This window comes from Chryseobacterium shigense, from assembly GCF_014207845.1.
Lineage (GTDB): Bacteria > Bacteroidota > Bacteroidia > Flavobacteriales > Weeksellaceae > Chryseobacterium > Chryseobacterium shigense_A.
In genome coordinates this window covers 21,722-47,413 of sequence record NZ_JACHLC010000004.1, presented here as the reverse complement: position 1 = coordinate 47,413, position 25,692 = coordinate 21,722, and the positions used below count along the sequence as shown (strand labels likewise).

Sequence of the window (25,692 nt, the reverse complement as noted above, 5' to 3'; positions counted from 1 at the left end):
GGCACGGCTTTGATATATTTACTAAAAAGTTTATTATTTAGCTTCGAAATATACTCTTCTGTTTGCTCTGTTTTTCCATTCAGGACATTTAGTAGCAGGTTCGCACTCAGGGTATTTAAGGTCTTTTTCACCTTTACCGATTGCATTTAACTTAGAAGATTGTACTCCATTTTTAACCAAATAGTTTTTAACGCTATTAGCTCTTCTTTCAGATAGTTTTTGGTTATAAGCATCAGAAGCTCTTGTATCTGTAGCTCCAATTACGTTATATGCACCGTTTGAAGAGTTGATGTAAGAAACAGCATTGTTAAGGATTGGAGTGTTTGAAGGTAAAATTCTGTCAGAATTTAAATCAAACTCAATTCCTTCTAAAGTTCTTGTGTCATCTGTTACAGGTCCTGTAGTTACAGGTGCTGTTGTAGGACAACCGTTGTTTTCAACCGGTCCAGGAACAGTTACACACTTATCGTAAAGGTCGATTACACCGTCAAGGTCAGTATCAAGAGCAACACCAGCACCATCCACTCTTGCACCAGCAGGAGTATCAAGCTGTCTGTCCCAATCGTCACAAACTCCATCGTTATCAGCATCACCTTTTTTACATACTTCAATATCCTGGTTTTTGTTAGCCAAAACATCAAGCTTGTAATAGATTTCCTGAAGTGGGTCGTGCCACATTAGGTGAGATTCGTGTTTTCCTAATTTTAAGGTAAGACCTAAAGTTGCATTGAAGAAATTATCAGATACCTGCTCTTCACGCTTGTTGATAGTACTGTATTTTTCACCTCCACCGTCAAACTCATCATCACCGGTTACTACATACATTAATCTACCTTCAATATCAAGTCTTCTGTTGATTTTGTATTTTAAACCAGTACCAGCCTGCATAAACATTGAACCTAGTTTGAAAGGTTTAACTTCTGTAGCCAGTCTTTGTCCTGTAATGTCTTTTTGATAAGCTCTGTATGCAATAGTACCGATACCTGCATAACCGTGAAGTGCCCATCTGAAAGGAGAGTGGTTATCAACTCTTCTCAATAGGTTAGAGAAGTTGATATCTCCTAGTAAAGAGATCGCATCATACTGAGTTCTTGCACCTACAGCTTTTGCATCTGGAGCAGCATCTTTAGTATTGAACCATCCTTGTCTTGTTTCACCTCTGTCGTATTGTAATTTTAAACCGAACGCATGAGTGATCGCTTTATCAATACTTACATAAGCAGAGTATCCGAAAAGGTTTTTACCGTTACCATTCTTGATAGAAGTTAAATCAGCTGCTTGTACCAATGGTACACCTGCACCGGCTGAAATAGACCAGTCATTAAATCTTTTTGACTGATTAGTAAACGGAGAAACATTGGCAGAACCAGAAGAAAATGTATTCGGGTATTCTCCATTTGAAACTGCTGTTGAGTCTTGCGCATAGCTTGCGGCTGGGATTGCCATTGCTAATGCTACAATTGCTAAACTTAATTTCATAGTGTATTTTTATTTAGTTAATTAAATGATTTTATTTTGCTTGGAAGTAAACTCTTCTGTTTGCTTCATTTTTGTCTTCAGTACATTTAGTTGCAGGATCACATTCTGGATATTTCAGATCTGTTTTTCCTCTTCCTTCAGCGGTAAGCATACCTGCAGAAACTCCTTTACTGTTAAGATATTTTACAACAGCATCAGCTCTTCTCTGAGATAATTTCAAATTGTATTCTGCAGAACCTCTGGCATCAGTTGCACCGATTACTAGGAATTTATCATTAGAATTCAGTCCTTTGATAACATCAGCTGCGTGATTTAGTTTATCAAAAGATTTAGGTCTGATTTTATCACTGTTCAATTCAAATTCGATACCTTCAAAATCTTTATTGATATCTCCTATTTGGTCTACCGGGGCAACAGGAGTCGTAGGGCAACCGTTGTTTTCAACAGGTCCGGGAACTGTTACACACTTATCGTATAAATCTATCACACCGTCAAGATCCATATCTAAAGCTACACCGGCACCATCTACTCTTGCTCCTGCAGGAGTATCAAGCTGTCTGTCCCAGTCATCACATACGCCATCATTATCTGCATCACCTTTTTCGCATACAACAAGATCTGTAGCGGTATTTTCTAAAACGCTTGTTCTGTAATATGCTTCCTGAAGTGGGTCATGCCATGCTAGGTGAGATAATTTGTTTCCTAATTTGAAAGAAACCCCTAAAGTCACAGCCAATGCATTATCAGATCTTGAATCACTGATCATATTATACTTTGAGCCTGGAGTTGCAGGGTCATAGTCGTTAGCTTCAGCCCATCCGCCTCCATCGAATTCATCATCACCACTTACAAGGTACATTGTTCTTGCCTCGATGTCGATAAGTCTGGATACTTTATATTTTAATCCAACACCAAATTGATAGTAGATTGAACCGATATCAAATTTCTGATCAATGAACAAAGGAACTCTTTTTGGGCTGTCGCTCCATCTGAATTCATTTGCGTCATGCAGAGAAGTATTGAATTTCTGAATTCCGATACCTGCATATCCATGTAATGCCCATCTGTAGGGAGAATGGTTATCAACTCTTCTTAATAGGTTAGAGAAGTTGATATCTCCCATTAAAGCAAGCTGGTCAAATTTGGTAGTTGCTGTTGCTACACCCGCTGCAGCGCCTGCTGCCCCATCTAACATTGCTTTCTGTTTGGTTTCACCTCTCTGATAGATAAGGCTTAATCCAAATGTATGCGTGATTTGCTTGTCAATGCTTACGTAAGCATTATACCCCCAGTTTACCTTTTTGTCATAAATAGATCTAAGATCAGAGTGCACCATGAAAGCAGCTCCTCCACCAACGGAAATAGCCCAGTCATTAAAACGTCTGGCTTTGTTGTCGAAACGCTGTACATTAGCAGAACCTGAAGAAAAGGTATTAGGGTACTCATTAGACGAGTTTACTGTGGTACTATCCTGGGCATAAGCCGCGATAGGTAGTGTGGCCAATAATAATAAACCTAATTTCATATATGTTTTTTATGTTTTATTTTAGATAAAATCTTTCAATAATATTTTAGAAAATTCCCTTTCGAATAAATGTTTATGATGGGGTATCTCCAATTTTTCTGATCTGAATTTCAGATCATCATATTTAATGATATCAATATCTATTATTCTATCATTATACTCGCCGGACGCTGATGAATCCTTGGTTCTTCCCATCTCAACTTCTATACTTTTAATAAAATCAAGCAATTGAATAGGCGATAGATGCGTGAATATTGATGATGCAATATTACAAAAAATATTGGAACTGACAAATTCTACGGGTTCGGTTATTAAAAATTCGCTTATTTGTGAAATGTGATTACCGCCTTCACTGATTCTCTGTAAAGCCAGTTCCAGATTTTTTTTTTGATCTCCCAGGTTACTTCCGAGTAACAAAACTACCTTATGCTGCGACATATTGGAAAATTGATTGATTTATGAGAAGTTTCTTTAAAAACGTCTTGGCAAATATAGTGGCAATTGTCCTATTATGCGCCTTATTTTTCGTCTTTTTCATTATGATGCTTGTGTTCAGTTCCATGGGAAATGACAAATCTGTAGTAGTGAAAAATAATTCCGTTCTTACGATTAACTTAAAAACTAATATAATAGACAGCCCTACTGAAGAAGAGGCGGGGATATTCAATATCGGGGACAAAAATAAAAGCGTTATGCTCTATGATGTGCTGGAAGCTATTAAAAAAGCTAAAACAGATGATCATATTAAAGGTATAAGTATTGAAGCTGATGATCTTCATGCGGGAATAACCCAGATTGATGATATCAGAAGTGCTATCGAAGATTTCAAAAAGAGTGGAAAATTTGTATATGCCTATGGAAATGCCGTTTCGCAGGCTTCTTATTATTTAGGGTCTGTTGCAGATCAGTATTATCTTAATCCGTCAGGAATGATAGAATTGAAAGGTCTTGCTACAGAAGTTACATTCTTTAAAGATTTTGCTGATAAATATGGAATTGGTATAGAAGTAATAAGACACGGGAAATTCAAATCAGCGGTTGAACCTTTTCTAAGAAATGATATTTCACCGGAAAATAAAGAGCAGCTGAGTACTCTTTTGAATGATATCTGGAAAAATACATCCACTAAAATGGCTGTTTCAAGAAAAATTGATACCGCACAGTTTAGAATGGTTGTTGACAGCCTATACGGAATGATTCCTGAATTAAGTTTAAAGCATAAGCTTGCCGACAAATTAATCCAGAAAACAGAGTATGAACAGATGATAAAGACTAAACTTAGTCTTAAAGAAAAGGAAAAATTGAATAAAGTATCTTTAGCCGGTTATATCAGTTCTTATTCAGATGAAGATAAATCCGGAGAAAAAATAGCCGTATTATATGCTTCCGGAGGAATTAATAATGGTGACGGTTATAATGAAATCTATTCTGAAAAATATGTGAAATATATCAAGGATCTTCAGAATGATGATAAAGTAAAAGCTGTTGTCTTCAGAATCAATTCTCCGGGCGGAAGTGCCAATGCTTCGGATGAAATTTTGTTTGAATTACAGCAGTTGAAAAAGAAAAAACCTTTAGTTGTTTCTTTTGGAGATTACGCAGCTTCAGGTGGATATTATATTGCTATGGCTGCCGATAAAATATATTCAGAACCGAATACGTTAACAGGATCTATCGGGGTTTTCGGTGTGATACCTTATTATAAAGATATAGCCAACAAAAATGGAATTCGTTCAGATATTGTTGCTACCAATGCCAATTCTCAATATTATTCACCTTTAAATGGTGTTACCCCTTACGGAGTAAACCTGATTACCAGAAGCGTAGAGGGAACTTATAAAAGATTTGTACATTTTGTTACTCAAAACAGAAAGCAGACTTTCGAGCAGATTGACAGTGTAGGAGGTGGAAGAGTATGGAGCGGTGTCCGTGCTAAAAAAATAGGGCTTGTAGATGAGCTTGGAACATTGAATGATGCTGTGAATTTCGCTGCACAAAAAGCAGGGCTGAAATCTTATCAGGTATCTTCTTATCCTAAAAGAATGTCTCCGTTTGAACAGATTTTCAAGGATCTTAATGAAGAAGACATCTCTGCAAGGGTTATTAAAAACAAGATAGGAAAAGCAAATTATGAAATCCTTCAGCAGATTACCAACGAGAAACTGCAGTCTGAAGTGAAAATGGAAATGCCTTATCAGGTTAAAATCAACTAACTATATTATATTGTACAAAAAATCCCGGAGCTGAATTTCAGTTCCGGGATTTTATTTTTTATCTGCTTATTTTAGCCTTTCTTTGTGGCCATTCCGTAGATCCAGAGAACAACTAATGCTCCTCCTACAGCTAATAGCATGCTTTTAAAATCAAAGCTCTCAACCGATCCCCAACCGATAAGACTACCGATAAATCCTCCAACGAAAGCTCCAACAATACCTAAGATAATTGTCATCAGCCATCCTCCTCCTTGTGTTCCCGGCATAATAAGTTTTGCAATTGCACCTGCGATAAGACCAAATATGATCCAAGTTAAAATTCCCATAGTCCTAAATTTTTTTGTTATTTGTATAAAATTTGTTGTACTAATTTAGAGATAAATATGATAAAAATCATCTCTTCTTGAAAAAAGAATCTACAAATTCTGTACCATTGAACAATTGGAGGTCCTGCATTTTTTCGCCTACTCCTATATATTTTACCGGAATCTGGAACTGATCTGATATTCCTATAACTACACCGCCTTTGGCAGTTCCGTCCAGCTTGGTTACTGCCAGTGCATTCACTTCTGTGGCTGCTGTAAACTGTTTGGCCTGTTCAAATGCATTCTGTCCTGTAGATCCGTCAAGAACCAATAGAATCTCATGGGGAGCATCAGGAATTACTTTCTGCATTACCCTTTTGATCTTGGAAAGTTCATTCATAAGGTTAATCTTATTGTGAAGTCTTCCCGCAGTGTCAATAATAACTACATCCGCATCCTGTGCAACGGCACTCTGTACGGTATCGAAAGCCACAGAAGCCGGATCTGAACCCATTTCCTGCTTAACGATAGGAACACCCACTCTTTGGCTCCAGATCGTTAATTGGTCCACTGCTGCCGCTCTGAAGGTATCTGCTGCTCCCAGAACAACCTTTTTACCTTCGGATTTAAATTGGTGGGAAAGCTTTCCGATGGTAGTTGTTTTCCCAACACCATTCACGCCAACCACCATAATAACGTAAGGTTTTTTTGAGGCATCAATGTTTCCTGTTCCGGCATGTGGGTTTTCAAGAAGTAATCCTGAGATTTCTTCACGGAGAATATTGTCAAGTTCGCTTACATTTACATACTTATCGCGGGCGACACGTTCTTCTATCCTTTCTATGATTTTGATGGTTGTGGAGGCGCCTACGTCAGATGCAATAAGTATTTCCTCAAGGTTATCCAGAACTTCATCATCTACTTTGCTTTTACCGACTACGGCCTTCGTCATTTTTTCAAAGAAACCCTGGCTGGATTTTTCCAGACCTTTGTCTAAAGTTTCTTTTTCTTCTTTTTTGAAAATATTTTTAAACCAACTCATAGTTTATTCTTATTTGTTTTTTATAACTGCCGTAGCTTCTACTTCTATAAGCACATCATCTCGGAAAAGACGGCTTACTTCCACAAGGCTGCTCACAGGAGGGTTTTGTAGGTTGATATACTGATCACGGATTTTTCTAAAGTCCGGTGTTTTGGAAATATCGGTAATAAAAATTCCCAGCTTTACAATATCTTTCCCTGTAGCTCCATATTCTTTCAGGATATATTCAATGTTTTTAAAAACCTGCCGGGTTTGCTCTTCCACATTGTTTCCTACAAGATTTCCGGTGGTATCCAGTGGAACCTGTCCGGATAAGAGGATCATTCTGGAAGTCCCGCAGTCAATGCTTGTTGATTGCGAAAGTCCTTTAATGGTAAAAACTTCTGCGGAGTTTTTATATTCTACATTGCTCATCTTTTTCTGACCGAATGAAAATAGAAAAATTTCTGTGAAAACCAGAATAAGAATCTTTTTCATAGGGTTGTATATTTAGTTGATTAATAATCTGGTGAACAAAGATAACAAAAAAACTACCCAAAATATGAGTAGTTTTTTATATTGTAAATAAAGCGGAGATTATTTCTTCAAATAACCGTCTACTTCGTCTGCATTCATTACTTTTTCTTCGAAAACGTAAGCACCTGATTTAGATGACTTAATCATTTTCACAACTTTAGTCATTTTTTTTGACTGACCGCTTTGTAGGGTTGCTACTACTTTCTTTGCCATGGTAAATTATATTTTATAAATTACTTGATTTCTTTGTGAACTGTAACTTTCTTAAGAACAGGATTGTATTTTTTCAATTCCAATCTCTCTGTAGTGTTCTTTTTATTTTTAGTAGAAATGTATCTTGACATTCCTGGCATACCGCTTTCTTTGTGCTCTGTACATTCAAGAATTACTTGAACTCTGTTTCCTTTTTTTGCCATGATGTATTAATTCTTTTTAATCAATCCGTTTCTAGTAGCTCTTTCAATAGCTTCCTCGATTCCAATCTTGTTAATCACTCTCAATCCATGAGCTGATACTTTCAGTGTTACGTGCTTATCTTGCTCCGGAAGGTAAAACTTCTTCTCTAATAAGTTAATTTCAAAACGACGCTTCGTTTTGTTATTAGCGTGAGAAACGTTGTTACCAACCATTGCACGCTTTCCTGTTATTTGGCAAATTCTTGACATATCTCGATGTTCTTATTTGTATAATATTTGAGAGTGCAAAATAACGAAGAATTTTTTAGATAGACAAATCTTTTAGAAAATATTTACAAATAACTGGCTGATTAATAATCATGAATTTTAATATAAAAGAAATGGTGGTATAGCCTTAAGCCAAGTGGCTGATATATTTCATGTAAACTTTCCCATAAAACAAAATTCGAATGTTTTATCTTTGTTTTTAATTAATCTAAATAAAAATAATATAAAAAAGATCTGTATTTTTTTACTAATGCTTCCGGTCGCACTTATAGCTCAAAACTATACTGAAGTTCAGACAGGTATGAAGAATTTTTATTACGGGGCATCTGATATGGATGGTGACGGAAAGCAGGATATAATAATCAACGGGGCATCTCTGGTGCCTTATGCAAATTTGGGAAATAATGCGACCTATTTGGGAGATATAAAATTCATAGATTTTAATAATGAGGGTCTTGCTGATTACTATGTCACATCTTCCGAAAGGAACTTATTTATTAAACTGAAAACTAAAAACAAAATAACCGCTCAGAAACTTATGATTAAATAAAATTGAATAGTTCTATTAGTAAGAAAAGCCATGCGTCCAGCTGGCTTTTCTGTTTTATGGTGAATTTTTATTTAAATGAGAATTATTTTTGAACCACCCCGTCAAAAATTCTTTGAATTTTCGCCACCCCTCCATGGGAGGGGAATTTTTACCGCTTGGATATTGGTTGTGCCTATTTGTATAAATAATTATTGGTATTTCTGTTAAACAGATTATGCCTTTTTAGCTCTGTTCCTGAGCTTTTCAATTAAAAAATAGAATAATAAAAAGCCCAACGCAAAAATAGAAAATCTTGAAAGCAGGTCGCCGGCTCTTGTATAGAACGTCATTGTTTCATAAAGATTTACTTTGGCAAATAATGTTGTTTTATCACCATAGAATGTATCGGCTTCTATTTCCCCTTTTGCATTGATATGTGCAGATATGCCGCTGTTGGCAGCACGTGCAATTTCTCTTCTGGTTTCAATGGCTCTTAGTTTTGCATAGGATAAAAGCTGCTTATGTCCTTCTGTGACGCCCCACCATGAGTCGTTCGTCATGATGCCTAAGAAATTGGCTCCTTTCTTTACATAGTCTGTTGTAAATTCCCCGTAGATGCTTTCGTAGCATATGATAGGGGCCAGTCTGCCTTTGTTGTAAGGATTTGCAAAAGCTTTTCTTTCTTTATCGGTCCCTAAAGAAGCGACAGTTCCGCCCAGATTCAGCATTGCATCACCTAAAAGCGGCTTTAAAACATTCATGTAAGGGAATATTTCAACACCCGGAACCAGCTTTCCTTTGTGATATACCTGGATTTTTTGCTGTGGTGCGATCTGAATGGATGTGTTGAAACTTTCAACCCAAAGTTCAGGATTGAGCTGATAGGCTTCTTTCGGGATATTTTCCTGGGCTTTGTAAAAACGGTGAGAAGAGATCCCGGTTGCAAAAACGGCTCCCGGATGCTTGGATAAAAACCCTTTGACATTGTTTAAAAGCAGGCTCTTTTCAAAAGCCGTCTCCGAAATCGAACCTCTTCCCGGAAGAGCTGTTTCCGGGGCAATATAGTAATCTATTTTTCCTTTTGAATTACTTTCGGCTAAGGCTAAAAGATCATTTTCAATGGTAAGGCTGTCCTTTGAGTACTTTTCAGCATAGGGATCAAGGTCCGGCTGCAGCATTAAAACATTAACCTGTCCGGAAGGTTTTTCATCAAAATTATTGTATTTAACTAGTGAAATGATCATCGGAAGAATGATTAAAGCGGCAACAATTGATGAATTCCTGATCAGGTCCTTTCTTTTTCTTCCCGCTTCCCAGGTTCTTAAGGTGTAGAAAATCAAAACATTGATCGAAAGAATCCAGAAACTTCCGCCGGTTGCTCCCAGCGTGTCATACCACTGAATCAGTTTTGGATACTCTGAGAATACATTTCCTAAGTTCAGCCACGGCCAGGTCAGTTCCCAGTTCAGGTGGAATTTCTCAAAGCTCATCCAGATGGCGATCAGAAATCCTAGTCCCCAATAGGTTCCCTGTGCATTTTTATACCAGTGATAGCATTGAAAAACAAGGGAATATAAAAAGGAATTGACAAGGACAGGAAATATTACTGCCATCATGGAATGGCTTCCGTCCGGGTTTCTGGAACCGTACAACCATCCTGTAGTTACGATATTCCAAATCACAAAACAAAGATAGGAGAGTCCGAAAACCATCCAGCTTTTTCTTTTGTAGGAAGAAAATTTAGAGATTCCGTGTTCCATCATCAGAAGCGGAACAAGGGCGAAAAATATAAAGAACGGAACTCCGTAAGTGGGCCACGAAACAGACAGCAGCATCGCTGAAATAAGCGTAAGTAAGATGTATTTCATTGAAATAAAATATAATGCAAAAGTAGGGTTTGTAAAAAGAACCTCAAAGTCAAACGGAATTATTAAAACATTAATTTTTCAGAGTCATATCTTTGAGCCCCCAATCCTGGATGGTCATAAGTACGGGCATAAAGGTTTTTCCGTATTCCGTAAGTTTGTATTCCACTCTTGGCGGAATTTCGGCATAAATTATTCTTTCAATAATATTGTCTTCTTCCATTTCTCTCAGCTGGTTAACAAGCATTTGCTTGCTGATCATGGGAATTGCTTTCTGAAGAAGGCTAAAGCGGTTGACATTCATGCTTATTCCGTACATAATCACCGTTTTCCATTTTCCTCCTACTTTGTTGTAGAAATGAGTGACCGGACAATTATTAGGATTGAAATCTTTATTTTTTCTTTTATTTTCCATTGGTCTAAAAAAATATACTATAACTAATTAATGAGACTAGTATTATTTATTTTAACAAATATAATAACTTCGTATCTATAAAAACAACAAAATATGAACAATAAAGAATTGGTATTAAAGGCAATTACAGATGTATTTGTTAACCGGGATATTTCAGCGTTTGATACATATTTCTCGGATAATTATATTCAGCATAATCCAGGAATTCCCAATGGAACTGAAGTTTTAAAACAATTTGTTCCTTCCTTGCCGGAAAACTTCAGGTATACTCCCGGAACAGTTACAGAAAGTAATGGAGTTGTGATGATACATGGCCGTTATGAAAACTGGAATGGTAAAAATATGATCGCGGTAGATATCTTTAAGGTAAGCGAAGGCAGGATAACGGAGCACTGGGATGTGATGCAGGAAGAAGTAAAAGCTGAAGATTCAGCTAATGGCAATGTAATGTTTCCGATATAATTCATTTAAAAATAAAATAATATGTTGGAACAGGTAAAACAGAATTCTTTAGGGAATTGGGAGAGTATTGCTGTTGAAATTCGTCCGAGTTCTTTAAAGAATGAGAACGGGACTTTGAAACCGTTTTATTTAAAAAGATCATTTGCTTTTCTTCCGGAAGACCGGTTTGAGCTGGAGATTATCAATTATGCAGACTCGTTTGGTGAAATTCCTTTGGCTAAAATGTTCATTAAAGGACATACGGAATGGAAGGGGGCTCATCCTATTGCAAAAGATGCGCAAAAAGTAGATTTTACTGCGGATGAAGCTTATGAAGTAACTCCTTTGCACCAGGGATTTGCAGATCTTCTCAACAATTTGGCTAAAGATGATTTTGAAAACTGGGAAGTGAATAAGCCTCAAAATATTTTAAAGAAAAAGTTTCTCCCTTTCGGTTTGGCTGAAGGACAGGTTTTTAAGGAATATGACCTTATTTATATTTTTAATGACATGATGTTCTGGGGAGCAAGAAATATTGACGGGAGAGGCTTTGATACAGAGGAAAACCGGCCAACGAATCTACAGATTCCAATGATAAGAAAATAGCAATGATTGAATAACAAAGAGAGCCGGACCGGCTCTCTTTTTATGCTCTGTGATTTTTTATACTGCTTTAAATTAATTTAACAATGGATTTAATGTTTTTGAAATGAATAAATTTGCATCCGATGTTAAAGAAATTTTATAAAATCATTATTGCGCCGTATACATTGTTTTTACTTTACCTCATGTTTTTTGGAATGGGGAGGTATCAGTATGAAGATAACCAGATTACGGTGGAACCTGTTTTTTCCACGTTAGAATTTATCCACAATGCTGTTGAACTGAAATATATTGTGACTATTGTTTTAGGTAATATCGTAATGTTTGTGCCTTTTGGATTTCTTGGCTGGGCTTTCCCCCGGTTCAGGGACCTGAGAACACTTCTTTACGCATTTATTTCCTCCATTGTTATTATTGAGGCGCTTCAGTACTTTACAAGAATGGGAATATTTGAGGTAGACGATATCATTCTTAATACTTTTGGGGTGTATCTCGGATGGTTGCTTTGCCGGTTGATTGAGAAAAGATTTAGCCGTTTAGTTCTTTAGCTCTCTTTTCTGCATTTAAGATTCCGCTTTTTAAAACTTCTTTAAGATTTTGATCGTTGAAAGTTTTTAAAGCAGCTTCAGTAGTTCCGCCTTTGGAGGCTACATCTTTAATAAGTTCTTCAAGGCTCTTTTCAGAATTGTTGATCAGGTGATAAGCGCCAAGCATAGTCTGCTTTACGAAAAGTTTAGAGAGATTTTCCTCTATGCCCATTTCTATACCGGCTTTTATCATGGCATCAATAATATAGTAGAAGTAAGCAGGCCCGCTTCCTGAAAGTGCGGTGACACCATCAAGCAGATCTTCATTTTCCAGATATACGGACCTTCCGGTACTGTTCAGTAGTCTTTCAATATTAATCAACTGGCTGAAAGAAATGCCTTCTGCGGCAGTATAGCCTGTAATTCCCATTCCTAAAAGGGTAGGAGAGTTCGGCATGGCTCTTACAACAAGAGGATGATTTAATAATTTCTGAATTTTCTCAATCTTGATTCCGGCCATGATGGAAAGAACCATCTGGTTTTCTTTTAATGTAAACTGAAAATTCTGGGTAACATGCTGGAAATCCTGAGGCTTTACAGCAACAATAATAAGATCGGCATCCAGTTCTTTGGTTTCTTCAAAAGTGGAAATGGTGGATTTTGGAAACTCTTCTGCTATCCTGGAAATTTTGGACTGATTTCTTGTGATCAGGTGAAGATTTTCCGGTTTGATCAGTTCATATTTTAAAAATGATTTTGAAAAGGACAGGCCCATATTGCCGGCTCCGAGAATAGCGATTTTCATGTTATGTGCTCTTTTTTCAGCTAAAATAATGTTTTTATCTTTCCCGGATGTGATCCGGTAATTTTTATTTTTGAATATATTAAAAAAAAGTATTCCCAAATTTGTGAATAATGTAAGATTTGCTAACTTAGAGAAAAACTATTTTGATATGGTGAGGTTTGATATTTTATGGAAAAATCACCCGGGTAACGGGGTATTTCCTTGTGACAGATCGAAGCATGCTAATCAATGTGCCATTCGTATGAGCGTAGCTCTCGAAAAATCAGGGGTAGATCTGATGTCATTTGGAGGTGTGAAATGTTGGGAAAGGCATGAAGATGGCTTTAAACATATTTTGAGGGCACAGGAACTTGCCAGCTGGATTAATACACATTCTGAAATTTTTGGAAACAGGTTGCTGTTGGAACGGGAAAAATATCCAACGATGAGCCATAAAAGCTTTAGAAACGCAAAAGGAATTATCTTCATTAAAGATGGATGGGGCGCTACCGATCACATTGATGTATGGAATGGTATAGAACTGAAAGGCGGTGATGCTTACGATTATCTGTCCAGGGGTACTGAGATCTGGTTTTGGCCTTTAATTTAAAATGATCATGAAAAATATATTATTTGTAGTTTCAATTTTATTTCTCATTCTTTCATGTAAAAAAGATAAAGAGAAATTACCTCAATCAATTACTGAAAGTAATGCTGTAATAGTTACTGATACCACATTGATTGACGGGGTGTTATTAGAATTAATAGATAATAATGGAAAAGCGGAATTAAAGATTGATTCAAAACTATCCGGATCAGGAAGTATAAAAATTTCACCTCCATGCTATTTTCTCAGGTGGGAGGGAAATAAAGTTGAAAATTTTTCCTACCCTGATGCAGGAGTGGATCATACTTTGGTAATTCTGGGGAATATAGATAAAAAGTCCGGCAGGATTTGTGGGAAAGGATTGCAGGGATTATTATTTAAAAAAGACAGTATTGTTATTACTCCGAAAACATTAACCCATTCCTTCACCTGCGCAGATAGCGGAGCCGATGAGAAAATTTTTTGGGGGTTTGCCCATGATTAAAAAATATGGAGCTCGAATTCTTTCATAATTAATTATAAAATATTCACTTCCCGCTCAAGCTCAATCCCGAATTTCTCTTTAACAGAATTAATAATCTCTGTTGAAAAATCAAAAATTTCCTTTCCTGTAGCTTTTCCTGTAGCATTCACAATGACCAATGCCTGAAGTTTATGCGAAGCAACATTGCCTATTTGTTTGCCTTTCCATCCGCATTGCTCAATCAGCCATCCGGCAGGTACTTTTACTTCATTTCCGTTCGGATATCCCGGAATATTTTCAAATTTCTGTTTCAGGTCTTCAAACTGAGTTAAAGGAATGGTGGGGTTTTTAAAGAAGCTTCCTGCATTTCCTGTTTCTTTTGGATTCGGCAGTTTGCTTTGTCTGATATTGATAACAGCCTTTGAAACATCCTGGATTGTAGGTGAAGAAATCCCTAGATTTTCCAGTTCTGTTTTTATCGCTCCGTATTCCGTTTTGATGCGGTGATCTTTCTTTGTTAATTTAAAACTCACTTCCAGAATCACATATCTTCCTTTTCCTTCCTGCTTGAAAATAGAATCCCTGTAACCAAAACGGCACTGTTCAAGATTAAATGTTTTAAGTTCAAGGCTTTCAAGATCCAAGACGGTACAGCTGACAAAAATGTCTTTTATTTCAGTTCCGTAAGCTCCAATGTTCTGCATGGGTGAAGTGCCTACATTTCCGGGAATCAGGGAAAGATTTTCCAGCCCGCCATAGTTTTTTTCAAGACTGTATAACACAAATTCATGCCAGTTTTCTCCGGCCTTTGCGGTTACCAGTACTTCATTCCCGTTAAGATCTTCCTCTGAAATTCCTTTTAAGCTGAGTTTAATGGCCAGGCCATCAAAATCTTTAGTCAGCAGGATATTGCTTCCTCCGCCCAGAAGTAAAATTGGAAGCTCATGTTTTCTTGAATAGCTGATTGCGTTTTTCAATTCTTCAATACTCTGTACTTCAGCAAAGTATTTTGCATTAACGTCAACGCCGAATGTATTATAAGGTTGTAAGGAGAAATTTTCTTGCATGGTTTATCTGTATTCTTTGGGAATAATAATGCTGAGCTGTTCTTTAAACTGCTTTAGCTGTTTGTAATGCACTGTGTCTGCATAAGAATTAACGTAGATATGAGCCTTCTTCGGGGTTCTTATCTGGAAAGTCTCATCAATGCCGTCTACGGATTGTTTGCTTGGAGAGCTTTGTATTATATCAAGATCTTTTGTATTGATCGATGAGATAAGATATTCCCATGTATGTGCACTAATGGCCGAGTCCCATTCTGTGTGAATCCGGCGGGCTGTAATGCCCTGTTCTGCATGTATGGAATCTTTTGTGACTTTAATGATTTTGTAGTCTCCCTGGTCGCCACCGATATTGGATAAACTGATAAAAGTTATTTCATTCGCGTTTTTTTGACCAGAAGTTTGTTCTTTCTTTCCGTCACAGGAAAAAAATGCCGGCAGCAAAAATATTGAAAACAGGAATTTCAGGGATTTATTTTTTCTTGCCGGCATCATATATTATTTTTTTAGAGACTGAATTCTTCTCTGTATTTCTTTAATGCATCTTTAAGAATCTCAACACTTTTCTTAAGATCTTCCTCTTTCAGGACATAAGCAATTCTTACCTGTTTTTTTCCCAATTCAGGGTTGCTGTAGAATCCTCCTGCAGGAGCTACCATGATCGTTTCCTTGTTAAGGGAATATTTTTCCAAAAGCCATTGAGCGAATTTCTCAGTATCATCTACCGGAAGTTCTGCAACACAATAAAAGGCTCCTCTCGGTTTTGGACAAATTACTCCGGGAATGGCATTCAGAAGATCTACCAGTATATTTCTTCTGTGGGTATATTCTTCTCTTACCGATCTGATGTAAGCTCCATCGTTTTGATGTGCAGCCGCAGCTGCAATCTGGCCCAAAAGAACGGGGCTAAGTCTTGCCTGTGCAAAAAGCATAGCTGCATCATGGATCTTTTTAGAGCGTGTTACCATACATCCGATTCTCACTCCACACATAGAATAACGCTTGGATTCTGAATCTATGATAATACAGTTGTCGCTAAGTTCAGGAAAATCCAGCATAGATACCTGCTGCTTTCCATCATAAACATATTCCCTGTATACTTCGTCCGAGATAACAACAATATCATATTTTAAAGCAATTTCAGCAAGCTTCTGAAGCTCTTCACGGGTGTAAAGATATCCTGTAGGATTGCCCGGATTGCAGATAACGATTGCTCTTGTTTTTTCTGTGATTTTTTTCTCAAATTCTTCAACCGGAGGAAGGGCAAAACCTGTATCAATGGTAGACGGTACAGCTACCACATTAACGTTGAACGCACTGGTGAAACCATTATAGTTGGCATAGTAAGGTTCAGGAATAATTACTTCATCACCATCATCACATAAAGTGGAAATAGCAAAGTTTAAAGCTTCCGAACCTCCGTTGGTAACAATGAAATTATCAGGCGTAAGATCTGAAAAACCTAATGAATGATAATACTCAGTAAGAGCTTTTCTGTATTCTATATTACCTTCAGAAAGTGCATATTCCAATACTTTAAGGTCAATATTCTTTAAAGCATTTAAAGCTGTTTCCGGTGTTTCAATATCAGGTTGTCCGATATTAAGGTGATATACTTTTATCCCCTGCTGTTTTGCTTTTAAAGCGTAAGGAACCAGTTTTCTTACCGGTGAGGCAGGCATATGCTGTGCTCTGTTTGAAATATTTGGCATTGTTCAAAAATTTGTATGGCAAAAATAAGATTTAATTTCCCAATAATAAAATAACCTGCTGTTCATTTTAATGGCTTTTTAATTGTGTTGAAAATCAGTTTATTAAAATTAATTCTTGCTTTCTGATTATTACAGTTGCTAATTGAAATGATAGCTGTTGGAAATTGATAGCTGTCAAAATGATTGAAATTGTTAAAATAATACAATAAAATGTGAATAAAACATTTGGTCAGTAGATAATGTTTTTATATATAAATATCAATATCGTAATATTATTGATGAATATTTATTTATTGTGTAAAAATATTTGTTTTATATTGGTTGTTTTATTAAGTTTAAGCACTAATAAAAATAATTATGAAAATACATTTACCATTGGGAGTCCTGCATGCCTTGACTCTATTCGCGGCATCAGTAATACATGCCCAAAATTTTCAGACTATGCCTGTTCAGTCCGGATACACGGCTGATGTAATTGCTAATGGAATTGGTTCTTCCGCAACATCTACCACAGATGATGTAGACGGTGTATCTTTTGCTTTTGTGGCAAGGGACTTTCAGCTTACTTCCAGCAGTACTCCGCTTACTTACGGGCTTCCGGTTAACGGGATCATTAATTCAGCAGTGGCCTCTACATCAGGATTGAGTTTCAAGCTTGGTGATCTGTCCGGAAACAATTCTTTAAAGATTTCCAGCAATACAGCCGGAAGTAATAGCGGGATGCTTACGTTTACCAATCCGGTTCCTGCCTTTAAGCTGTATATGCTTTCTACCGGTGGTAGCGGTGCATGTACAGTTAATGTAACAGTTAATTTTACAGACAACACTTCCCAGGTATTTTCCGGGGTAAGTATCTCTGACTGGTATGGCGGGTCAAGCTATGCAATCCAGGGAATCGGAAGAATCAACAGGACCAATAATGTTTTGGAACCGAATTCTACAAATCCGAGATTATATCAGGCCGCACTGAGTATTGATGCAGCTAACCAGACTAAACCTATTCAAAGTGTCACCGTAACGAAAGTAAGCGGTACAGGAATAGCAAATGTTTTTGCTTTTTCAGCTGATGTTTATACGGATTGTGTAGCTCCCACACTTCAGCCTGTAGGAACTCTTACTTCAAGTTCAGCTCAGGTTTCATGGACGGTACCAGCCAGCGTTCAGGCAGTGGGTTATGATATTTATTACAGTACCAGCTCTACAGCGCCTACAGCTGCCTCAGCGCCTAATCATCCGGGAGTAACAGGAACATCATTTAACATTCCGTCTTTATCACCCAGTACAACTTATTATTATTGGGTAAGAACCAATTGCAGTACTGCGACGTCCCAAAGCGGCTGGTCGTTTTCAGGAACATTTACCACTTTGTGTGGTTCTATGGTTCCTGCATATACTAATAATTTCAGCAGCTTTCCGGGAACATGCTGGGGCAGTGGTCTTTCAGGAGGAACTCCTGCTACAGGTCCTACAGGAACAACTTCTTATTGGGCTTCAGGAGGATTTTTAGGTACAGGGTCCGGTGGATCGGCAACAATCAATCTGTATACTACAGGCAGAACAGGATGGCTTAAAACAGTGCCTTTCAATCTTTCTGCAGGAACATATAAAGTTAAATTTGATTATGGTGTGGCAGCATATCTTAGTACCAATGCCTCACCGATGGGATCAGATGATGTAGTTCAGTTTTTAGCCTCCAATGATGGCGGAACTACATGGAACGTTCTGCAAACCTGGAATCAGGCTAATGCACCTGCTAATACATCAACCCAGTACGTTTACACTTTAACAGGGTATAACAGTGCCAATACCGTATTTGCTTTTTACGCAACGGACGGAAGTGTAAATGACGATCCTGATTATAACTTCTATGTTGATAACTTTACAGTTGAAAGCGCGCAGCTGAGTACATCAGAAGTAAAAGAAAGTATGAAGAAAGTATCAGTTCATCCCAATCCGTTCAAAGATATTCTTTATATTTCAGATACCAGAGAAGTGAAATCCGTATCGGTAGGGGATGCTTCAGGCAGAACTGTAAAAACATTTACAGGAGCTGCAAAAGAACTTGATTTAAGCATGCTGAATACAGGGATGTATTTTGTAACCGTCTATTTTAAGGACGGCTCGCAATCTACTGTGAAAGCAATCAAAAAGTAAATTTTTTTAATGTCAATAAAGCTGAGCGGCAGTATGTCATGTACTGCTGCTTTTTTATTTGAAATTTTGAACAACGATATCCATAAATTTTGTTATTTTGGAGGAAATTAAAACTCACTGAACATGCAAATTCCAGCAGACTCCGTAAATGATTATATTTCAAAAATTCCTGAAGAAAGACAGGAAGTATTCAGAAAACTGTTTGATACTATAAGTGACAGCCTTCCAAAAGGTTTCGAGGAAGGAGTCAGTTATGGAATGGTTGGCTGGCAGGTTCCTCTTGAAACATACCCGGCAGGTTATCATTGTACTCCGGGTTCTCCGTTGCCATTCATGGGGCTGGCTTCACAGAAAAATTTTATTGCATTCTATCATATGGGAATCTATGCGGACCCTCAATTGCTGGACTGGTTCGTAGCTGAATATCCAAAGCATTCAAAAAGAAAGCTGGATATGGGGAAATCCTGTGTACGTTTCAAGAAAATGGATGATATTCCCTTTGAGCTTATTGCTGAGGTCAGCAAAAAAATGACAGTCGAAAACTGGATTAATATCTATGAAACTCAGTTTAAGAGATCAAAAGAACCAGCATCGAAAGGAAAATAGGTTATCTTATAATGAATTGTAAACCAAGGCGCCCAATGAAAGAAATGTTATGATTAAATGCAAAGAAGACCTGCTTCAAAAAAATTCTAAAACCTTACTTTATACTGTTTTCTGTGTTGTAATTGTATTGCTGCAGTATTGCTCTTCTCAGGCTGTGTCCGGGAAACTGAAGAATGGAGATCTGCTTTTTGTTACTGCGAAAGAAACCGGGCTTTCAGGAGCAATCAATAACGTAACCCAAAAACAGAAAGAAGCATCATTTGATCATATAGGAATTGTAGAAAAGGAAAGTAATCATTGGTATGTGCTGCATGCAGCTCCAAAAGGAGGCTCCCAAAAACAGGATTTAAAAGCTTTCCTTAAAGATCAGGCTGATGACGGCCAGAAAGTAATAATTTACCGCCTGAAACAGGAGTATCAGGAATCTATTTCTTCTGCTCTTAAAAAAGCTGAATCCATGCTGGGGAAGCCTTATAACTTCAATTACATCTTGGATGAAAATTCTTATTACTGCTCAGATTATATTGAAAGAGCATTCAGGGAAGATCATATATTCAAACTGGAGCCCATGACTTTCATAGATCCTAAAACCGGTAAAACCAATGAATTCTGGACCGAGTTTTATAAAAAGAAAAACCTTAAAGTTCCGGAAGGAGAACCTGGATGCAATCCTAACGGACTGGCTGCTTCGGAAAAACTGGAAAAAATAGGAGAGTTGTAAATAGACTTTTGAATAAATATTACCTCTGAAGATGTTGGGTCTTTAGAGGTTTTTTTGTTAAATAAATAAGATAATTTAAAGGCAAAGGTTTATTATCAATGTAAATAGTTTAAGAGAGCAAAGGAAAAATCAACTCCGTTGATTTGATGAAGGATCTTTATTATTGTAAAAAAATCTGCTTTATCTGCTCAATCGGCGAGAGATAAAAAACAAAATCCAATATTCATATTTTATTGCCTAATGAAGAAAAATTTTAAAATATTAGTCTACTAATTTGGTGGACTAATAATTTTTTATATTTTTGTCAAAGATTTAACGCAAGAAAGCAACCATGATCTAGAAAATGTTTAACCAAAAAATTATTTAGTGATGATTACACCTAATCCTACACTGCAGGTAATTCATAATAAAATAGGCCTGCCTAAAAAAGAACTGATACTGGAAATAGAATTAAACGGCAAAATGAAATTTGAGCATTTAATGAATACCATCTATAATCAGTTCGGGATCTGCCACAGGGTATTGTCAGCTAATGTAGAATATGTCAATGGATATAGTTTTGGTTCAGTGCAGTTATATATTAATGTGAATTCAGATGATTACCAGCAGCTGGAATTTTATCTGAATAAAAATAAACTTTTAAATACCATGGTGGAATATAACTGCCGGAAGTATTTTTAGGGGAGATTCATATAGTTTTAATTACAAGAAAGTATCCGGTTTTTTATCGGGTACTTTTTTTATTATAATTAAGGATGGGGTATTTAAAAAAAATCGATCAAGGCTTTAAAAATCAGAATGATTGATCTTAAATGTACCTTACCTTACATCCCAGCTAATGTGCTAAACAGACTAAAAAATAATTAATTCCCTTTCTGATCCAAAAAAACATTACTTTTAAAGAATAAAACATAAAAATTATGACCATAATCATTATTATTGCTTTAATAGCAATCTGCCTTATTTATGCAGTATCCATCTACAACCGCCTGGTAAAACTGAAAAATTTGGTTCAGGAAGCCTGGAGCAGTATTGATGTCATGCTTAAAAAGCGTCACGACCTTATCCCTAATCTTGTGGAAACTGTAAAAGGGTATGCCACTCATGAGCGTGAAACCCTTGACAGTGTGATAAGAGCCAGAACCCAGGCTGTAGGCGCAGATTCTGTTCAGGCTAAAGAAGCAGCAGAGAAAAACCTGAATCAGGCAATGATGAATTTATTTGCCGTAGCAGAACAATATCCGGATCTGAAAGCTAATGCCAATTTCCAGCAGCTGCAGGGTGAACTTACTTCTATAGAAAATGATGTTGAGAAATCCAGAAGATATTACAACGGAACTGTCCGTGAAAATAATACATTAATAGAGTCTTTCCCAAGTAATATGATTGCCAATATGTACAAGTTTGAAAAATCGCCATTCTTTGAACTGGAAAATATTGCAGAAAGAGAAGTTCCAACCGTAAAATTTTAAGAAATGAAAAAGTTGCTGCAGATCTTCCTGCTTCAGTTTTTTTGTATAGTCTTTGCCCAGAATGATTTGGAGCGAACTGATCAGTCCACTATTACCGGTCCGGAAAAGATCATTTCTTTCCATTCCGATATTGATGTGGATGAAAATTCGGGAATTACCGTTACTGAAAATATTAAGGTATACAGTCTCGGAAATAATATCAAAAGAGGAATTTTCCGGGCGTTGCCTTTATCCAGGAACCTGAATAATAAAACGCAGAAAGTAAGGTACAATATTATTTCAGTGAAAAAAAACGGGGAAAATGAAGACTATCATGAGGAAACAGGAGACGGTTATCTGAAAATATATGCTGGGAATAAAGATGTTATCCTCGATCCCGGAACTTACGACTATGAAATAAAATATAAAACGGGAAACCAGATTGGTTTTTTTGATCAATACGATGAGTTTTACTGGAATGTAAATGGCACGTATTGGGATTTTGATGCAGATACTATTTCCGCCAGAGTAAACCTTCCTGCCGGAGCCGGGATCATTCAAAACTCCTGTTATACGGGAGCTTATGGCAGTAACAGCCAGAACTGTATTTCCAAAATACTTTCGGATAATTCCATAGAATGGGGCGCTTCAGGGCTTAAGGCTAATGAAGGGCTTACTATTGCGGTAGGTTTTAAGAAAGGAATAATGATTCCACCGCCGCCACCTACTTTTCTTGAAAAGTACGGGATTTTAATTGTTGGCTGCATTGTCTTTCTGGGATTACTCCTGTATCTTTATTCAACATGGATGAAATATGGAATAGACCCCGAATCACCTACAGTTTATCCCCAATTTAATGTTCCTGAGAACCTTTCGCCGGCCTCTCTGGGATATATCAATTCCGAAAGTTTTAAAAATAAATATCTCACGGCAGCCATTGTCAGCCTTGCCGTAAAAGGATATGTAAAGATCATAGAAGGTGAAGATTCAGGTGTACTGGGATTTTTTAATACCAAAACCTTTACATTGAAAAAGCTGAAACCGGCAGACGAGAGCCTTCCAAAAGAGGAAATTAACCTGTTGAACAGCCTTTTTTCAGAATATGGAGATTCTGTAAAATTTGATGGAAAATACAATTCGAAGATTGAAACGGCTGTTCAGAATTTTAAAGGAACACTGAGCTTTCTGCATGATAATTTTTTAAATGAAGGAAACAATACAACGAAATTGGTGCTTCCCTGGCTGATAATCACCATTGTGTATGGTCTTGGGTTATTTATCAGCTATACTTTACTGCCGGAATTTGAAAGGGTTTTTGCAGGGGCAGCTTTGTATTTTATTCTTTTTATCGCATTGGTTGTAATAACCTTTTTAATGAAAAATGCTTCATGGAAATTTTTGATTCCCCTTCCTTTTGTTGTAATTCTGGGAGTTGGAGGAATCATTTCTGCGGGAGGTGGCGGTGCTGAAAATATGAATTTCAATGCCTGCTATATTTTTTATGTGCTGGCATTTTCGGTCATGGTGGTATACCAATATTTAATCAGGCAGCCATCGAAAGAAAAACTGAGGAAAAAGTCTTTGATAGACGGGTTTAAAATGTATATGGGAGCGGCAGAAAACGAACAGCTGAAATTTCACAATCCACCCCAAATGACTCCACAGGTTTTTGAAACCCTTCTTCCTTTTGCTATGGTAATGGGTGTAGATAAGATCTGGGGACAGAAATTTGATGATTTGCTGAAAAATACAGCCGCAGAATATCATAATACCTGGTACTACGGTGGTGTAATGAATCACTATGCTTTTGCCAATACGTTGAACTCAAGCCTTACGCAATCCATACAGTCTGCATCTACCAAACCATCCAGTTCAAGCAGTGGATCTGGTGGTGGTGGGTTCTCTGGCGGAGGCGGTGGAGGTGGTGGTGGAGGCGGCTGGTAGCTTCCAAATAAACCGGAAGTTATCATACAATTACCAGAAAAGTACAGAAAATGATCTGATAATTTTCATCATCTTATAAAATACAAATCCCGGAATAATTGTTCCGGGATTTGTATAATATGCACCTTATGTTTTACTTAACCTTTCTTGAAAACATAAGCTGTTTCAATTTATTGCATTTATTTTTTTAACAATTTTTCTATGAGCTTACTTTGTAATTCTATAAGCTTGGCTATCTGTTCCTGATTTTTTAGTATGCTTTCAGTAATTTCAGAAGACTGAATATTAAATATTGGGTTATATTGGTTCACGGCAGCAACAGCATGATCACTGAACTCATTATTTGTCATAATATTGTTTGAAGAATCACTTAACAGATCATTAATATCTACTTCTAGTTCTTTCGCAATTTTACTTAATAATACAGAATTAGGAATATTTTTATCAGATTATATATTGGAAGTAGTAGTCTGTGTGGTATCCAGGCGTACTGCAAGATCTTCCTGAGACCAGTTTTTAGCTTCCCTGTATTGCCTTCCCTTAGTGCTTATACTTATAATGTTGGCAGAAAATTTATTTTAGCTTTGCCTCATATCACTTCATAGTGATATGGTGATTTTTTTATATATTTAACCACTTAAAAACACAAACAATCTATGAGAAAAAAATTATTTCTCCGGCTGGTCTTTCTAACAGCCGTGGCCTTTTCTCTGCATTCCTGTAGAACGGAAGACGAATATCTTTCTGTAAAAGAGACGTCTTATTCTTCAGATAAGTTCCAGGTATTTACTCCGCTTAGCAAGGAGCCTGTAAATTATGCATCAGGATTCAGGAAACTGCTGGAAAAGTATGACAGTATTAATGGTACCGGGCACAGCCGTTCAGGGTTCCTCATGCAAAAAGGTATATCCAATGGCAGCTATGTAGAGTTTAGCATCCACTCCCAGGATATTATTCTTGAAAACGGTGACCGCTGGATTATTTATCCTCGTATAAGCAATTCTTCTGTATCGGGATTAACAGTAGCTGTCCTCAACAAGAAAGAAACATTTGTAGAATACCTGGATCTGAACCCTGCTTCTGAATATTACGTAAAAATAATAGATCTTTTCCGGCTACAGTATCAGAAGAGTGTGCGTAAAGCCCAATCTGCCAATAAAGGAGGAAATGATTGCGGATGGGATGTGTCTAATCCCTGTGATATAGAAGATATTATTATTACAGTTCCTCAACCGGGAGGAAATGGCGGTGGCCCGGGAGGCTGGGGCGGAGGTAATACTTCCGGCGCCTGCTCTCAGTTTCAAAACTGTATAGATCCTAATCCGGCAGGAGGAGGAAATGGACAGGGGCCCTATGTGAATAACAACCCCTGTGCGAAAACAAAAGCAATAGCAAATAATCCTGAAAGACAGACGGGCATTAATGAACTGCGTGACAAATCTAAACTGGGTGGCGAAAAAGGATTTATGACCAAACCCGATGGTACACCGGGACCTATTATGAATGGAGGCGATCATGAAGTACAGTTTGGTGATGTTTCTGGGTATCAGGGATATACCCACAACCATACACCCACTGGGGTTAAAATGTTTTCTAATGAAGATATTCATAAACTGTTTGCATTTATTATCAAGCAGCCTGCAGGTGCTCCCATAGATGATGCCTTTGGGGAGATGATAGGCTCACAGGTTTGCCCTAACTGCCCAGAAGGATATGAGTATTATTATTACATCATTAGGTTTACAGGCCTTCTTTATGAAGCTGTTAATATTTATCAGACGGCCTATGATTTTGATGCTTTAGGAAGTAGCTATGAAAAATTTGAAAGAGAACTTAGGAATAAATCTGGTTACTCTTCTCAAAATGGTAATTTTATGAGTACAAAAGGGCTGGAAGAAGTTTTTTTCAATGCATTGGATAATATGGGAATTGATAAAAGTAAAATGCTATTGCAAAAAGTAAATCAAAATGGTAATGTAACCAATGTAATACTTGATGCAAATGGGAAACCTCAGGATATACCATGTCCCTAATTAATATAAATAG

General features: G+C 37.1%; 30 protein-coding genes. 14 read left to right on the top strand and 16 right to left on the bottom strand.

All coding sequences use genetic code 11. The features are described from left to right. Positions 1–33: 33 nt before the first annotated feature. The 3 genes from HNP36_RS15090 to folK are packed head-to-tail and all read right to left on the bottom strand — an operon-like array spanning position 34 to position 3,442. Positions 34–1,479, bottom strand: a complete 1,446-nt coding sequence (locus HNP36_RS15090; RefSeq protein WP_184165361.1) for an OmpA family protein — start codon at positions 1,477–1,479, stop codon at positions 34–36. Between the two features lie 31 nt (positions 1,480–1,510). Further along, positions 1,511–3,004 (bottom strand): OmpA family protein, encoded by a 1,494-nt coding sequence (locus HNP36_RS15085; protein WP_184165358.1) that lies wholly within the window; start codon positions 3,002–3,004, stop codon positions 1,511–1,513. Between the two features lie 21 nt (positions 3,005–3,025). Further along, entirely contained in the window at positions 3,026–3,442 is a 417-nt protein-coding gene (gene folK / locus HNP36_RS15080; RefSeq protein WP_184165355.1) for a 2-amino-4-hydroxy-6-hydroxymethyldihydropteridine diphosphokinase, read from the bottom strand. A 20-nt stretch (positions 3,443–3,462) separates the two neighbouring features. Here folK and sppA point away from each other — a divergent pair, with 20 nt between their 5' ends. Continuing rightward, positions 3,463–5,217 carry a signal peptide peptidase SppA gene (sppA, locus tag HNP36_RS15075; protein WP_184165352.1) on the top strand — a complete coding sequence of 585 codons (1,755 nt, stop codon included), beginning with the start codon at positions 3,463–3,465 and terminating at the stop codon, positions 5,215–5,217. Between the two features lie 71 nt (positions 5,218–5,288). On the opposite strand, the gene HNP36_RS15070 is transcribed toward sppA, so the two are convergent. From HNP36_RS15070 to rpmB, 6 genes are all read right to left on the bottom strand, one after another. Further along, positions 5,289–5,543, bottom strand: coding sequence for a GlsB/YeaQ/YmgE family stress response membrane protein (locus tag HNP36_RS15070; protein WP_184165349.1), 255 nt, complete (start codon positions 5,541–5,543; stop codon positions 5,289–5,291). A 67-nt stretch (positions 5,544–5,610) separates the two neighbouring features. Next, positions 5,611–6,564, bottom strand: a complete 954-nt coding sequence (ftsY, locus tag HNP36_RS15065) for a signal recognition particle-docking protein FtsY (RefSeq protein ID WP_184165346.1) — start codon at positions 6,562–6,564, stop codon at positions 5,611–5,613. Between the two features lie 9 nt (positions 6,565–6,573). After that, positions 6,574–7,041, bottom strand: coding sequence for a RidA family protein (locus HNP36_RS15060; protein WP_184165342.1), 468 nt, complete (start codon positions 7,039–7,041; stop codon positions 6,574–6,576). 99 nt (positions 7,042–7,140) lie between these two features. Next, positions 7,141–7,293, bottom strand: coding sequence for a DUF4295 domain-containing protein (locus HNP36_RS15055; protein ID WP_073175385.1), 153 nt, complete (start codon positions 7,291–7,293; stop codon positions 7,141–7,143). Positions 7,294–7,313: 20 nt separating this feature from the next. Then, entirely contained in the window at positions 7,314–7,496 is a 183-nt protein-coding gene (gene rpmG, locus HNP36_RS15050) for a 50S ribosomal protein L33 (RefSeq protein WP_027379950.1), read from the bottom strand. A 6-nt stretch (positions 7,497–7,502) separates the two neighbouring features. Next, complete coding sequence (rpmB, locus tag HNP36_RS15045) at positions 7,503–7,745, bottom strand: 50S ribosomal protein L28 (protein WP_002976757.1); 243 nt, start codon at positions 7,743–7,745, stop codon at positions 7,503–7,505. Positions 7,746–8,013: 268 nt separating this feature from the next. On the opposite strand from rpmB, the gene HNP36_RS15040 reads away from it, so the two are divergent. Further along, a complete protein-coding gene (locus tag HNP36_RS15040; RefSeq protein ID WP_184429282.1) occupies positions 8,014–8,313 on the top strand; it encodes a hypothetical protein in 300 nt (99 codons plus the stop codon). A gap of 212 nt (positions 8,314–8,525) precedes the next feature. On the opposite strand, the gene lnt is transcribed toward HNP36_RS15040, so the two are convergent. Together lnt and HNP36_RS15030 are read right to left on the bottom strand one after the other, a co-directional pair. Further along, positions 8,526–10,160, bottom strand: a complete 1,635-nt coding sequence (gene lnt, locus HNP36_RS15035) for an apolipoprotein N-acyltransferase (RefSeq protein ID WP_184165334.1) — start codon at positions 10,158–10,160, stop codon at positions 8,526–8,528. A 70-nt stretch (positions 10,161–10,230) separates the two neighbouring features. Then, positions 10,231–10,572 carry a winged helix-turn-helix transcriptional regulator gene (locus HNP36_RS15030; RefSeq protein ID WP_184165331.1) on the bottom strand — a complete coding sequence of 114 codons (342 nt, stop codon included), beginning with the start codon at positions 10,570–10,572 and terminating at the stop codon, positions 10,231–10,233. Between the two features lie 93 nt (positions 10,573–10,665). Here HNP36_RS15030 and HNP36_RS15025 point away from each other — a divergent pair, with 93 nt between their 5' ends. The 3 genes from HNP36_RS15025 to HNP36_RS15015 all read left to right on the top strand — a co-directional run bounded on the left by HNP36_RS15025 (position 10,666) and on the right by HNP36_RS15015 (position 12,164). Continuing rightward, complete coding sequence (locus HNP36_RS15025; protein ID WP_184165328.1) at positions 10,666–11,034, top strand: nuclear transport factor 2 family protein; 369 nt, start codon at positions 10,666–10,668, stop codon at positions 11,032–11,034. 21 nt (positions 11,035–11,055) lie between these two features. Next, a complete protein-coding gene (locus tag HNP36_RS15020; RefSeq protein WP_184165325.1) occupies positions 11,056–11,619 on the top strand; it encodes a hypothetical protein in 564 nt (187 codons plus the stop codon). Between the two features lie 122 nt (positions 11,620–11,741). Then, positions 11,742–12,164: a VanZ family protein gene (locus tag HNP36_RS15015; RefSeq protein WP_184165322.1), complete on the top strand. Its 423-nt coding sequence runs from the start codon at positions 11,742–11,744 to the stop codon at positions 12,162–12,164. Here HNP36_RS15015 and proC read toward each other — a convergent pair. Then, positions 12,145–12,948: a pyrroline-5-carboxylate reductase gene (gene proC / locus HNP36_RS15010; RefSeq protein WP_184165318.1), complete on the bottom strand. Its 804-nt coding sequence runs from the start codon at positions 12,946–12,948 to the stop codon at positions 12,145–12,147. The two genes, HNP36_RS15015 and proC, sit on opposite strands and share 20 nt — an antisense overlap. Before the next feature lie 70 nt (positions 12,949–13,018). Here proC and HNP36_RS15005 point away from each other — a divergent pair, with 70 nt between their 5' ends. Next, entirely contained in the window at positions 13,019–13,537 is a 519-nt protein-coding gene (locus tag HNP36_RS15005; protein WP_228456394.1) for a type VI secretion system amidase effector protein Tae4, read from the top strand. 7 nt (positions 13,538–13,544) lie between these two features. Next, positions 13,545–14,018 carry a hypothetical protein gene (locus tag HNP36_RS15000; RefSeq protein ID WP_184165315.1) on the top strand — a complete coding sequence of 158 codons (474 nt, stop codon included), beginning with the start codon at positions 13,545–13,547 and terminating at the stop codon, positions 14,016–14,018. A 32-nt stretch (positions 14,019–14,050) separates the two neighbouring features. Here the strand turns inward: HNP36_RS15000 and murB are convergent, their stop codons facing one another. From murB to HNP36_RS14985, 3 genes are read right to left on the bottom strand one after another with little or no spacing between them, the layout of a single operon-like run. Next, a complete protein-coding gene (murB, locus tag HNP36_RS14995) occupies positions 14,051–15,064 on the bottom strand; it encodes a UDP-N-acetylmuramate dehydrogenase (protein ID WP_184165312.1) in 1,014 nt (337 codons plus the stop codon). A 3-nt stretch (positions 15,065–15,067) separates the two neighbouring features. Further along, positions 15,068–15,553: a hypothetical protein gene (locus HNP36_RS14990; protein ID WP_228456392.1), complete on the bottom strand. Its 486-nt coding sequence runs from the start codon at positions 15,551–15,553 to the stop codon at positions 15,068–15,070. A gap of 11 nt (positions 15,554–15,564) precedes the next feature. Further along, positions 15,565–16,770, bottom strand: coding sequence for a pyridoxal phosphate-dependent aminotransferase (locus HNP36_RS14985; RefSeq protein ID WP_184165309.1), 1,206 nt, complete (start codon positions 16,768–16,770; stop codon positions 15,565–15,567). A 357-nt stretch (positions 16,771–17,127) separates the two neighbouring features. Between HNP36_RS14985 and HNP36_RS14980 the strand changes: the two genes are divergently transcribed. The 6 genes from HNP36_RS14980 (at position 17,128) to HNP36_RS14955 (ending at position 23,646) form a co-directional block, all read left to right on the top strand. Continuing rightward, complete coding sequence (locus tag HNP36_RS14980; protein WP_184165306.1) at positions 17,128–18,924, top strand: T9SS type A sorting domain-containing protein; 1,797 nt, start codon at positions 17,128–17,130, stop codon at positions 18,922–18,924. A 123-nt stretch (positions 18,925–19,047) separates the two neighbouring features. Continuing rightward, entirely contained in the window at positions 19,048–19,530 is a 483-nt protein-coding gene (locus HNP36_RS14975) for a DUF1801 domain-containing protein (RefSeq protein WP_184165303.1), read from the top strand. 49 nt (positions 19,531–19,579) lie between these two features. Next, complete coding sequence (locus HNP36_RS14970) at positions 19,580–20,251, top strand: YiiX/YebB-like N1pC/P60 family cysteine hydrolase (protein ID WP_184165299.1); 672 nt, start codon at positions 19,580–19,582, stop codon at positions 20,249–20,251. Between the two features lie 369 nt (positions 20,252–20,620). Continuing rightward, positions 20,621–20,932: an NIL domain-containing protein gene (locus HNP36_RS14965; RefSeq protein ID WP_184165296.1), complete on the top strand. Its 312-nt coding sequence runs from the start codon at positions 20,621–20,623 to the stop codon at positions 20,930–20,932. A gap of 239 nt (positions 20,933–21,171) precedes the next feature. Further along, positions 21,172–21,723 (top strand): LemA family protein, encoded by a 552-nt coding sequence (locus HNP36_RS14960; protein ID WP_184165293.1) that lies wholly within the window; start codon positions 21,172–21,174, stop codon positions 21,721–21,723. 3 nt (positions 21,724–21,726) lie between these two features. Continuing rightward, a complete protein-coding gene (locus HNP36_RS14955; RefSeq protein WP_184165290.1) occupies positions 21,727–23,646 on the top strand; it encodes a DUF2207 domain-containing protein in 1,920 nt (639 codons plus the stop codon). A 449-nt stretch (positions 23,647–24,095) separates the two neighbouring features. On the opposite strand, the gene HNP36_RS19375 is transcribed toward HNP36_RS14955, so the two are convergent. Further along, positions 24,096–24,197 carry a helix-turn-helix domain-containing protein gene (locus HNP36_RS19375; RefSeq protein WP_410494193.1) on the bottom strand — a complete coding sequence of 34 codons (102 nt, stop codon included), beginning with the start codon at positions 24,195–24,197 and terminating at the stop codon, positions 24,096–24,098. A gap of 105 nt (positions 24,198–24,302) precedes the next feature. Between HNP36_RS19375 and HNP36_RS14945 the strand changes: the two genes are divergently transcribed. Beyond that, entirely contained in the window at positions 24,303–25,679 is a 1,377-nt protein-coding gene (locus HNP36_RS14945) for a hypothetical protein (RefSeq protein ID WP_184165283.1), read from the top strand. The last annotated feature ends 13 nt before the right edge of the window (positions 25,680–25,692 follow it).

Coding starts and splice junctions, on each gene's coding strand:
- HNP36_RS14945 (WP_184165283.1), top strand. CDS start 24,303: ATGAGAAAAAAATTATTTCTCCGGCTGGTCTTTCTAACAGCCGTGGCC.
- HNP36_RS14965 (WP_184165296.1), top strand. CDS start 20,621: ATGATTACACCTAATCCTACACTGCAGGTAATTCATAATAAAATAGGC.
- HNP36_RS14955 (WP_184165290.1), top strand. CDS start 21,727: ATGAAAAAGTTGCTGCAGATCTTCCTGCTTCAGTTTTTTTGTATAGTC.
- HNP36_RS15040 (WP_184429282.1), top strand. CDS start 8,014: ATGCTTCCGGTCGCACTTATAGCTCAAAACTATACTGAAGTTCAGACA.
- rpmB (WP_002976757.1), bottom strand. CDS start 7,745: ATGTCAAGAATTTGCCAAATAACAGGAAAGCGTGCAATGGTTGGTAAC.
- proC (WP_184165318.1), bottom strand. CDS start 12,948: ATGAAAATCGCTATTCTCGGAGCCGGCAATATGGGCCTGTCCTTTTCA.
- HNP36_RS15085 (WP_184165358.1), bottom strand. CDS start 3,004: ATGAAATTAGGTTTATTATTATTGGCCACACTACCTATCGCGGCTTAT.
- HNP36_RS14985 (WP_184165309.1), bottom strand. CDS start 16,770: ATGCCAAATATTTCAAACAGAGCACAGCATATGCCTGCCTCACCGGTA.
- HNP36_RS15025 (WP_184165328.1), top strand. CDS start 10,666: ATGAACAATAAAGAATTGGTATTAAAGGCAATTACAGATGTATTTGTT.
- HNP36_RS15055 (WP_073175385.1), bottom strand. CDS start 7,293: ATGGCAAAGAAAGTAGTAGCAACCCTACAAAGCGGTCAGTCAAAAAAA.
- HNP36_RS14970 (WP_184165299.1), top strand. CDS start 19,580: ATGATTAAATGCAAAGAAGACCTGCTTCAAAAAAATTCTAAAACCTTA.
- HNP36_RS15020 (WP_184165325.1), top strand. CDS start 11,056: ATGTTGGAACAGGTAAAACAGAATTCTTTAGGGAATTGGGAGAGTATT.
- HNP36_RS14975 (WP_184165303.1), top strand. CDS start 19,048: ATGCAAATTCCAGCAGACTCCGTAAATGATTATATTTCAAAAATTCCT.
- HNP36_RS14990 (WP_228456392.1), bottom strand. CDS start 15,553: ATGATGCCGGCAAGAAAAAATAAATCCCTGAAATTCCTGTTTTCAATA.
- lnt (WP_184165334.1), bottom strand. CDS start 10,160: ATGAAATACATCTTACTTACGCTTATTTCAGCGATGCTGCTGTCTGTT.
- rpmG (WP_027379950.1), bottom strand. CDS start 7,496: ATGGCAAAAAAAGGAAACAGAGTTCAAGTAATTCTTGAATGTACAGAG.
- sppA (WP_184165352.1), top strand. CDS start 3,463: ATGAGAAGTTTCTTTAAAAACGTCTTGGCAAATATAGTGGCAATTGTC.
- HNP36_RS15015 (WP_184165322.1), top strand. CDS start 11,742: ATGTTAAAGAAATTTTATAAAATCATTATTGCGCCGTATACATTGTTT.
- folK (WP_184165355.1), bottom strand. CDS start 3,442: ATGTCGCAGCATAAGGTAGTTTTGTTACTCGGAAGTAACCTGGGAGAT.
- HNP36_RS15060 (WP_184165342.1), bottom strand. CDS start 7,041: ATGAAAAAGATTCTTATTCTGGTTTTCACAGAAATTTTTCTATTTTCA.
- ftsY (WP_184165346.1), bottom strand. CDS start 6,564: ATGAGTTGGTTTAAAAATATTTTCAAAAAAGAAGAAAAAGAAACTTTA.
- murB (WP_184165312.1), bottom strand. CDS start 15,064: ATGCAAGAAAATTTCTCCTTACAACCTTATAATACATTCGGCGTTGAC.
- HNP36_RS14960 (WP_184165293.1), top strand. CDS start 21,172: ATGACCATAATCATTATTATTGCTTTAATAGCAATCTGCCTTATTTAT.
- HNP36_RS14980 (WP_184165306.1), top strand. CDS start 17,128: ATGAAAATACATTTACCATTGGGAGTCCTGCATGCCTTGACTCTATTC.
- HNP36_RS15000 (WP_184165315.1), top strand. CDS start 13,545: ATGAAAAATATATTATTTGTAGTTTCAATTTTATTTCTCATTCTTTCA.
- HNP36_RS15070 (WP_184165349.1), bottom strand. CDS start 5,543: ATGGGAATTTTAACTTGGATCATATTTGGTCTTATCGCAGGTGCAATT.
- HNP36_RS15090 (WP_184165361.1), bottom strand. CDS start 1,479: ATGAAATTAAGTTTAGCAATTGTAGCATTAGCAATGGCAATCCCAGCC.
- HNP36_RS15030 (WP_184165331.1), bottom strand. CDS start 10,572: ATGGAAAATAAAAGAAAAAATAAAGATTTCAATCCTAATAATTGTCCG.